Annotated in this window: 4 protein-coding genes; all 4 read right to left on the bottom strand. The window is 39.0% G+C overall.

The genetic code is table 11. From position 1 onward, the window contains the following. A partial coding sequence (locus ACJML3_RS09230; RefSeq protein ID WP_406022597.1) for a phage tail sheath family protein occupies positions 1-1,380 on the bottom strand: 1,380 nt, incomplete at its 3' end. Positions 1,381-1,382: 2 nt separating this feature from the next. Continuing rightward, complete coding sequence (locus ACJML3_RS09225; protein WP_331853135.1) at positions 1,383-1,661, bottom strand: hypothetical protein; 279 nt, start codon at positions 1,659-1,661, stop codon at positions 1,383-1,385. A 14-nt stretch (positions 1,662-1,675) separates the two neighbouring features. Continuing rightward, positions 1,676-2,194: a hypothetical protein gene (locus ACJML3_RS09220; protein ID WP_406022595.1), complete on the bottom strand. Its 519-nt coding sequence runs from the start codon at positions 2,192-2,194 to the stop codon at positions 1,676-1,678. After that, positions 2,191-2,779, bottom strand: a 589-nt coding sequence (locus ACJML3_RS09215) for a phage tail protein (RefSeq protein ID WP_406022593.1), incomplete at its 5' end; no start/stop codon positions are given. The genes ACJML3_RS09220 and ACJML3_RS09215, both read right to left, overlap by 4 nt.

Raw genomic sequence — 2,779 nt, 5'->3', positions numbered from 1 at the left:
CTCAGTTGTAGGATTATCTTCCTCACGGAATAGCACACGTGCGCCTAACAACTGCTGTCTTGCTACAAGTGAATTTAACCAGACGTTCAATGAATTTACGATTGTTTCAATTAAACGGCGGTTGCCTGGTTCATCAACCTTTTGGAAGATTGTTAGAATAATGGTATTACCTACCCACTGGAACATTCTTCTTACTGGAATGAATGCATCCTTAGGATCAGTATTGCCAGGGTAACAACAAGTGCGATTACCCCAGAATGTCCATCCTTTAGTAAAATTCAAGAAAGTTACAATGCCCTGACCATTTAAATAATTAGCTTCTTCATTGCCAAATACAACTTCAGAACCATCCTCAAGGCATAAGCCGGTAATAGATACATTCTTATTTGATGGAGAGCAATAAGGCACACCGCCATAAGCATTGTCAGTTACACCAATTACGCCAGCTAAATGCACTGATGCATGGTATAGTGTCTCTGTATTGCGAACCATTGGCCAACATAGGACCTGCTGAGTTAGAACAAGGTTATTATTCTTCTTCCACTCTGGAACAGATGAATACACCTGAACATTCTCATTTGCTGGAGCATCACATAAAGCCATTGCTCTAAAGTTACCATTAACAATAACTGCTTTAGCTGCCATAATTGCAGCAACTTCAGGATCTGAAGAATAGCCAGGTGCAAGAATTAAAGTTGGAACTAATGAGAATTTAGGATAAACCTCATTCATCAACTCCAAACCAGTACGTTTACCAGTGACAGAGTTAATTCCACCAATAACATCAGCCTTGGTTACTAATGTTGCATCAATCTTATAACCGTTAACAGTGATTGAATCTGGGAGCTTGTATTTAGAACCATCTAAAAGAGAATTGATTACCAGATAACCATCCTCGTCAAATGCAGTCTCATAATCAGTGCCTGCTACATAAGTACGAGTTTCACTCTCAACAGTAGCTGTAATAGCTAAAGTCTCAGCAATAATGCCTAAGGTCTTAATGGTTACAGTGCCATCTTCTAAGGTATATGTATTTTCTGTTAATGCAGTCTTATGCTTTGAAGGATCTAAGACGTTAACAAAAATGCAAGGCACAATGCCATAGAAGTTGAAGTTTGCATACATGAATTCACAAAGACCATGAGCAAATTTCTTATCGCCTTTATCATTAAATACCTGAGCTGCTTCAAAGCCAAAATACTTTACAGCTTCAGCATATGAATTAATTAGCACTGGTTCATTGATTCTTCTTGAACCTGCCTCAATCTGATTGATTGGTGCAGTGCCAACAACAAAAGGTAAAGCGCTTTCTACTCTGACAGTAGGAATCAAAGAGGTTCCTGTCTCAGAAATATAAACACCATGCTTATAATTTCCCATTCTTATTCTCCTTTAATTAAAAGGGCCTTTTCATAAGCGCCATGCAATCTTGAGCCTACCTTGTTAACCTCTGAAAGAGCCTTAACATAGTCCTTTGTTGGAACTATTAACGTATTTAATTCTGGATGTTTATCAACGAGAGCCTGAGCTACAGCGCCCAATCCGTCTGCAAATACCATATTTGCCTTAAAGTAGCCTTTAGGGATTGAAGGTCCAACATAGATACGTGGCCATGTAACATCTTGAGTTGCTGTAGTAACAGCTTCTGTTTTCTTTGCCATCTTGCTTATCCTCACTAGATAGATGAATCAAATTGACTTGAGTAAATGTGCCAGTTGGTTGTTAGCACGATCATGAAAAAAGGTTGTTCCTGCTCAAAGGGCATTGACCATTTCATTGAGCCAACACGCTCATATTTTTGGTCAAGCAGATTATCTTTAAGCTGAGCTAAGCGCATAAGAATGCGTTGAGCTACATTTGATGTGTCATGATAAGCATCCTCATCACGTGAAAAGGTTCCTACCACAATTTCTATAGTTAACTGAGTAATTCCATTATCAACAGTAGCCTCACTGGGTCTTACCGTCACAAATGGATAATCTGCAGGAGTAGCTACATTCTTGTTAGGCAACCATCCGTCATGCACTGCAACCTCATGCAGAGTTGCAGGATCTTCTGCAAATTCAGGAGTATTTTCTTCAAATAAGCTTCCTGGTATTCTTTCTGTCTGTCTAGGCGGTGCAGACAGTCTAAAATCTTCTATTGCCTTCTTGATGAACTCAATTAAGGCCTTATTACAATTCAATGCAATCATTTGACTTTTCCTTTCAGAAGCACATCAACTTCATGACTTAAACGCTTCTCGAATGACTGTTGTGCATATTCTTGAAGCTGAGGCATAATCTTTTCAGAATTTAATAACTGTGGAACTGTAGGACCAGTTTGTTTAATGATTGGCAAACGTTCATCTCCTTCACGGCTAAAGACAGTTCCATTCCAGACAAAACCTTTATCTAACTTGAAAGGCTTGCCCTTAATTATTTCAATCGTTACAGCTCTATGAGGAGAGCCTGTTGTATCTCTTTTGGGATTAACCTTGTAACGGTTGAGAGGTAAACTTGCTGTATATGATCGGCTTTTTAACTCTGCTACCAGACTGTTTGGCTTTGCTCTGACCAAACTCATTGTTTCATTGATGGTAGAAGCCTTTAGAGTATATTTAGTTCTTAAAGAACGAGATGCCTCAGTCTTAGCAGAACTGATTGCTCTGTTCATTGCCCTTGCAATTGCTTTAGGTATAGCCTGAGGCATAGCTTTAAGATAAGACGTCATATGGGCAATGGAATCTTCATCAAGACGAATAAAATCATTTCCCATATTACTGCTCCATCTGTTCAAG

The organism is Succinivibrio sp., from assembly GCF_045124615.1.
GTDB lineage: Bacteria > Pseudomonadota > Gammaproteobacteria > Enterobacterales > Succinivibrionaceae > Succinivibrio > Succinivibrio faecicola.
This window is presented reverse-complemented; position numbering and strand designations above follow the sequence as displayed.

Bases quoted from the DNA above. Each gene is read 5' to 3' on its own strand.
- ACJML3_RS09220 (WP_406022595.1), bottom strand. From the start codon at position 2,194: ATGATTGCATTGAATTGTAATAAGGCCTTAATTGAGTTCATCAAGAAG.
- ACJML3_RS09225 (WP_331853135.1), bottom strand. From the start codon at position 1,661: ATGGCAAAGAAAACAGAAGCTGTTACTACAGCAACTCAAGATGTTACA.